Genomic DNA, 5510 nt, shown 5'->3' with positions numbered 1-5510 from the left:
ATTTACCTCAAAAGGATATTTCAATACTATAATCATAGTAGAAATATACAACATCAATTGAAGGGGATGTAATCCATGTTTTCTAATATCGGAGTACCCGGATTAATTTTAATTTTAACTCTTGCATTAATTATTTTTGGACCAAAGAAGCTTCCTGAAATCGGTAAGGCTTTTGGACAAACTTTAAAAGAATTTAAAAAATCTACTCGTGAATTAACAGAAGATGTAATGGAAGACATTACAGAAGAAAAGAAAAAATTGACTAAATAAGGTGTAAGATTCTATCTTGCACCTTTTTCTTCTCGAAGATAAACCTATATGGATGCGTGAAAACATGTTAATCTCTCTAGTGATGTGACTATTAACAGGCAGGAAGATTTTAACATACGTGCCCTTCTTTTAACCTTTGAAATTGGCAGGGGAAGTACATGGAAGATAAAGAATTAAATTTAGTTGACCATTTAGAGGAATTACGCAAACGGATTATTATATCGGCTCTGGCATTTATCGTCTTTTTTATTGTGGGCTTTATTTACGTAGACGATATTTATAAATGGTTTGTTGGAAGTACGAAGCTTCTTGTTCTGGGACCAAGTGATATCATGTGGATTTACTTCATGCTCGCCGGTGTTGTCGCTGTTGCAGGGACAATTCCAGTTTTAGCCTTACAAATCTGGTTATTTGTAAGGCCTGCACTAAGACCAAATGAACGAAAAATAACGGTAACCTATGTTCCAGCACTATTTATTTTATTTGTCATGGGGCTTGCATTTGGATATTTTGTTATTTTTCCAATGGTGCTTAACTTTTTGGTGAGCATAGGTCAAGGTATGTTTGTTACGAACTTTACTGCAGAAAAGTATTTCAGTTTTATTCTAAATATGACTCTTCCATTTGGGGTTTTGTTTGAATTACCAGTAGTAGTTATGTTTTTAACCTCTCTGGGAATTATTAATCCGTTTGTTTTAGCCAAAATTCGGAAGTATGCCTATTTTGTTCTAATCATCATTGCTGTTGTTATTACACCTCCGGATTTTATGTCTGATTTTGTTGTAACTATACCATTGTTACTTCTTTATGAAGTGAGCATAAATTTATCGAAGTTCGTTTACCGGAAAAAATTAAAAAATCAGCAAGATGAGGATCATGAGGAAGAAGTCATAGAAGCATAATAATTAGAAATGACCTTAAAATGGATGAGTCAAACTGACCTCATCCATTTTAGTTTATCTTGACCAATTGACAATCCATTCCTTTAACTTCATAGCCTAATCTGTTTAAATGCTTCCGAATCCCGCATCTTTCCCAAGTTTTGAGTATCGTGTTTTCCAAACTTTTTTTCGGATAAAATATACCTACATTGGTTAGTTCTTCAAAGTTCAGCCCCTGCTGAACATAACGCGTGACAAGTTCATCCCGCTTCTCGATCTTCGCAAGAAACCTTTCCATCGCCTGATTAAATTCGCGCTTTGTAAAAATTCCTTTCTGATGACCTGTTATGTAGGTATCAGCATCAAGGGTTAACAGTCTTTTTCCAGATGCGATAAATTCATCAATATCTCCATCAGTTCCATTGTACCATGGTCCAAATGAGGTCATATCATAATCACCTGTAAAAACAACCCCTAATTCCGGAAAGTAGGGACACGATAAGCCACTTGTATGTCCAGGTGTGTGTAAAAAGTATACTTTTATCTCGCCAAATTTATATTCCGTTTCATAATGGTATGACCCGGAAATTTCTCCAAGATTTCTTACCCATTCAGGTGGAAGGGTGGCCTTCCACTTTTCAACTCCCTCTTGCCCCCACTCCTGCAAGACTCCGTTAACACTAGCAACGCCTTCTATTGTAAGCGATGTTTCATGCTCAATCGGGTTAATTAATTTGGTTATATTTTCGAACAAATGGTTATGAAGTGTATGATCAGGATGGTAATGGGTATTGAAAATGAATTGGACGCCATACTCTTGGTCGAGTTTTTTAAGAACCTTTTCCTCGGCGCCTGTATCTATCAGTACTTTTTCAGAGCAGTTAAGGTAAAGACTTCGAGAATAAGGAACCTTACTGAAATTGGCACCTTCTAATATTAGGATTGGTCCAATCCGATTCATTTTTTCTTCAGCCCCTTTTAAAAATACTTTTCACTTACCGAGTGAATGCTCATTCATAATATCATAATTTTCAAACAATTGAAAGATGAAGTTACTACTGTTGTATTTTCCTTCCATTTGTTTATTAAGAAGGGTGATTTCAATAGAATTTAATCAAAAGCTGTTTACTTTCATCAAGGCTATAACTTTGTTAAACTATTCTGGACTAGAAAAGAAAAGGGTTGCAGGTGATTAAATGAATAAGCGTTTTTGGTTCTTATGTGTACTTGTTTTTATTTTTCTATTATCAGCATGCGGAAAAAAAGAAATTGAAAATGCAGTAAACTGGCCAATAAAGGACTTTACGGCCACAACTCAGCAAAACAAGCAAATAGGTTTAAAGGATTTAAAAGGAAAGGTTTGGGTTTCAGCATTTATTTTCACAAGTTGTGCGGATGTATGCCCTCCTATGACCGCTAATATGGTAAAGCTTCAAAAAAAATTAAAAGAAGAAAATTTGACGAATGTTGAATTGGTTTCCTTTAGTGTCGATCCAACGATTGATACACCAGAAGTATTGACTAACTACGCTAAACAATTTGGTGTTGAATTTAATAATTGGACATTCCTAACTGGATATTCTCAACAGTTTATCGAGAAATTTGCGGCTGAAAGTTTCAAGACGATAGTTAAGAAACCTGTTGGAGGAAATCAGGTCATTCATCAAACCTATCTTTACTTGGTTGATCAAGAGGGGAATATTAAAAAGACATACAGCGGATATAAAAATGTTCCCTATGATGAAATCATCAACGATATAAAAACATTACAATAGACCAAATTAGGTCTATTTTTTTATCGAAAAAGGACATCCTAGATACATGTTTTGAATATTTATAGTCGTGTTATAATAAAGAAACAGACGATTGACCATAGAAACCGTGATTAGCCAATAGTGATGGCGTAGGTGAATTACCAAAAAAAATTGTTCTTAAAGAGAAAGGTTTGGATTAGTTTAACTAGGGTTAAGTTACTTAGGAGGAAGGTGAAGATAGGTGAATAAGTGTTTCCCCCTTCTAATTTTATCAACGCTGTTCTTAAGTTCTTGCTATTCTTCCGATTCATTGGTTTTCCATCAGGAAAAGAAGGTTGCTGCACAAGTATTTGAACCTATCCCTACTGATTTTATTCCACGGAAGCTAACTGTGTTATCTGCAGGTGATTCTCTCACTCAAGGTGTCGGGGATAGTACGAATCAAGGCGGTTATTTGCCATATCTTAAAACCATGCTGGAAAAGGAAAAAGGAATCCAAGAAGCTGACTTTTACAATTATGGAGTAAAGGGAAATCGGACAACACAATTGTTAAAAAGACTTAAATCTTTGGAATTAAGGCCCATCTTAAAGCAGTCTAATCTGGTGATTCTCACCATTGGCGGTAATGATATTATGAAGATTGTCAAAGACAATATCTCAGACTTACAGGTATCAGATTTTCTTAAGGAAAAAGAGTCCTATCGCAGTCATTTAACGCAAATTTTCGACGTGATTTTGAAAGAAAACCCAAATGCATCTATTGTGTTAGTTGGTGTGTATAACCCCTTTTCAAAGTGGTTTTCGGATGTAGAAGAAATGGATCAAATTATAGTTGAATGGAATCAAATCGGTGAAAGTGTAGTTAACCAATATTCTCAATCCTATTTTGTGTCAATCGAAGACCTTTTCTTACATCCAGATGAAGATGTTTTGTATACAGATAATTTCCATCCTAATGACAAAGGATACAAACTAATGGCAGAGAGACTTAATGAAGCATTTGAAAATCAGGTTTTACCTGATTTGGAGAAAAAGGCTTACATGGTCAGCACTGAGGAGAATTAGATGAAAAATAAATGGAAACTGGGATTCCTTGTTTTGTTAGGAATCAATCTATTAATTGCAATTATTCTTTTTTCGTTTGTTACGGCTCCAATTAAAGATAAGGAACCAGTTAAAACAAACACTTCTAGCGAAGACTATGTATCTTTTCATGTTAAATCAAACAAGTATGACTTAAACAGATTAATTAACCATTATTTGCAAGAAGAAGCCGCTGACTCTCCGATAGAATATAAGGTTCTGTTGGGCGATGAGGTGGAATTATATGGTACACTGCCTTTTTTTAGTGAAAAGTTAAAATTGAAGTTGACTTTTGAACCATCGGCCCAAAAAAATGGCGATTTAATTTTAAAGCAACAGTCGATGTCAGTTGGAAAATTGCATCTCCCCATATCGTACGTTTTAAACTTTATAAGGGAGAAGTACAAGCTGCCGAAAGGCGTTGAAATCAGACCTAGAGATCATCTGGTCTATATTCATATGCAGCAGTTAAAACAAAAAAGTGATTTAAAAATTAGGGTAGATAAATTTAACTTAAAAAAAGACGATATTGCTTTTACTATATTGGTCCCAGTGAAATAGGCGTCCGCTTAGGACACCTATTTTTTAATCCTTTATACTAATATATTGTAATTCAGGTTTATCCTGTGATAGCCCTAAGAAGACAATCGTGTAGCTTTCATTAGGCTTAAAACTTGCTTTTGATAATGGAAGCAGGATATCTTTACTGCCAGCAGTCCTTGCTTCCAAATCCACTGTCATAGGAGTTAAACCTAAATATTCGGTTGCCTGTTTGTACTGGACCACTGGAAAAATCACATCACGCTCTTTAACTGCGATATCTAGTGCGGGTGAATCAGGTGATAAATGAATGAAACGAACCTTCGCTTCATCATTTGGAACACCCGGATGGTTTAAAAACACCAACAGGCGCATTTTCTTAACAGAATCAATGGTGGTTAAAGTGTATGATTGACCATCTTCAACCGTTATATTTTTATTTAAGACACTGTCAATCATATTTCCTGCAGGATAAATATCGATGTGGTATTTGCCAGATTTTAAACGTAAAATCTGACTAACTTGTTTAAAAGCTAGATCTTTAATTACACGGCTCCCATTTATATAGACATCCACGCTTGGGGAATCAGGGGATGTATGCAAAAAACGAACCTGCGCCTCTCCTTGTAATGACTGTCGCATTAAATTCACCGCTTTATTCATGTATTTATAATGCTTTAAATAGAAATGCATGTATAGGTTAGGGTTGGTATATTTATAGAGCTGGGCTAACAAATCATACATCGCAGCTTTTTGGAGATAATCAGTTTGATTTCTTTTTTCGGACATCATATCAACTCCTTACAACTTGAATACAACATAATTTATTCAAGCTGGTATAGGTAGGTGTCTAATCATCTCACAGTTACACTAGAAGGAATATAAGTATTGATTGGGATGCAAAAAGTTTATTTTTCAAAAAACATTCTGTATACTTTAAGTAAATAAAAGGCTGTGTTAAACTTGGATGTTGATTTCCGC

7 protein-coding genes are annotated in these 5510 nt (G+C 35.0%); 5 read left to right on the top strand and 2 right to left on the bottom strand.

Features of this window, described 5'->3' with window-relative positions:
• Nucleotides 1-75: 75 nt before the first annotated feature.
• Both tatA and tatC read left to right on the top strand, forming a co-directional pair.
• The gene (tatA, locus tag V7266_RS15685; RefSeq protein WP_335468887.1) at nucleotides 76-270 is read left to right on the top strand and encodes a twin-arginine translocase TatA/TatE family subunit; all 195 of its coding nucleotides are present in this window, start codon (nucleotides 76-78) and stop codon (nucleotides 268-270) included.
• A gap of 158 nt (nucleotides 271-428) precedes the next feature.
• Nucleotides 429-1172, top strand: coding sequence for a twin-arginine translocase subunit TatC (gene tatC, locus V7266_RS15680; RefSeq protein WP_335468886.1), 744 nt, complete (start codon nucleotides 429-431; stop codon nucleotides 1170-1172).
• A gap of 49 nt (nucleotides 1173-1221) precedes the next feature.
• Here the strand turns inward: tatC and V7266_RS15675 are convergent, their stop codons facing one another.
• Nucleotides 1222-2112: an MBL fold metallo-hydrolase gene (locus V7266_RS15675; RefSeq protein ID WP_335468885.1), complete on the bottom strand. Its 891-nt coding sequence runs from the start codon at nucleotides 2110-2112 to the stop codon at nucleotides 1222-1224.
• A 235-nt stretch (nucleotides 2113-2347) separates the two neighbouring features.
• On the opposite strand from V7266_RS15675, the gene V7266_RS15670 reads away from it, so the two are divergent.
• From V7266_RS15670 to V7266_RS15660, 3 genes are all read left to right on the top strand, one after another.
• The gene (locus V7266_RS15670; RefSeq protein WP_335468884.1) at nucleotides 2348-2926 is read left to right on the top strand and encodes an SCO family protein; all 579 of its coding nucleotides are present in this window, start codon (nucleotides 2348-2350) and stop codon (nucleotides 2924-2926) included.
• A gap of 220 nt (nucleotides 2927-3146) precedes the next feature.
• On the top strand, nucleotides 3147-3971 hold the full coding sequence (locus V7266_RS15665) for an SGNH/GDSL hydrolase family protein (RefSeq protein WP_335468883.1): 825 nt from the start codon (nucleotides 3147-3149) through the stop codon (nucleotides 3969-3971).
• Nucleotides 3972-4550: a YpmS family protein gene (locus tag V7266_RS15660; RefSeq protein ID WP_335468882.1), complete on the top strand. Its 579-nt coding sequence runs from the start codon at nucleotides 3972-3974 to the stop codon at nucleotides 4548-4550.
• Between the two features lie 24 nt (nucleotides 4551-4574).
• Here V7266_RS15660 and V7266_RS15655 read toward each other — a convergent pair whose 3' ends face one another.
• Nucleotides 4575-5318: a DUF4397 domain-containing protein gene (locus V7266_RS15655; protein ID WP_335468881.1), complete on the bottom strand. Its 744-nt coding sequence runs from the start codon at nucleotides 5316-5318 to the stop codon at nucleotides 4575-4577.
• Nucleotides 5319-5510: the final 192 nt, after the last annotated feature.

This window comes from Neobacillus drentensis, from assembly GCF_036965645.1.
In the GTDB taxonomy this organism is placed as follows: domain Bacteria; phylum Bacillota; class Bacilli; order Bacillales; family Cytobacillaceae; genus Neobacillus; species Neobacillus drentensis_D.
The sequence above is the reverse complement of the archived record's forward strand: the minus strand, read 5'-3'. Positions and strand labels throughout refer to the sequence as shown.

Bases quoted from the DNA above. Each gene is read 5' to 3' on its own strand.
- V7266_RS15655 (WP_335468881.1), bottom strand. From the start codon at position 5,318: ATGTCCGAAAAAAGAAATCAAACTGATTATCTCCAAAAAGCTGCGATG.
- V7266_RS15670 (WP_335468884.1), top strand. From the start codon at position 2,348: ATGAATAAGCGTTTTTGGTTCTTATGTGTACTTGTTTTTATTTTTCTA.
- tatA (WP_335468887.1), top strand. From the start codon at position 76: ATGTTTTCTAATATCGGAGTACCCGGATTAATTTTAATTTTAACTCTT.
- V7266_RS15660 (WP_335468882.1), top strand. From the start codon at position 3,972: ATGAAAAATAAATGGAAACTGGGATTCCTTGTTTTGTTAGGAATCAAT.
- V7266_RS15675 (WP_335468885.1), bottom strand. From the start codon at position 2,112: ATGAATCGGATTGGACCAATCCTAATATTAGAAGGTGCCAATTTCAGT.
- tatC (WP_335468886.1), top strand. From the start codon at position 429: ATGGAAGATAAAGAATTAAATTTAGTTGACCATTTAGAGGAATTACGC.